The sequence below is a fragment of the Variovorax sp. Soil_C_17 genome (assembly GCF_057657265.1).
The window spans coordinates 1-212 of sequence record NZ_JBDGIT010000083.1; the positions used below are offsets into that span (position 1 = coordinate 1).

Genomic DNA, 212 nt, shown 5'->3' on the forward strand with positions numbered 1-212 from the left:
CCCTTCGACCTCGACAAGGCCAAGTTCCATCTGCAGAAGTCCGGCGTCACCGGCAAGGTGCCGGTGGTGGCATCGCCCGCGGCGCTGTACTCGGTGGAGATGGCCGTGTTGCTGCAGCAGACGGCCCAGCGCGCCGGCCTGGAGCTGGACATCAAGCGCATGCCGGCCGACGGCTACTGGTCGAACCACTGGCTCAACAGCCACGTCGGCTT

General features: G+C 67.0%; 1 pseudogene. It reads left to right on the forward strand.

From position 1 onward, the window contains the following. Nucleotides 1-212, forward strand: a pseudogene (locus tag AC3A6Y_RS35140) (ABC transporter substrate-binding protein); the annotation flags it as partial.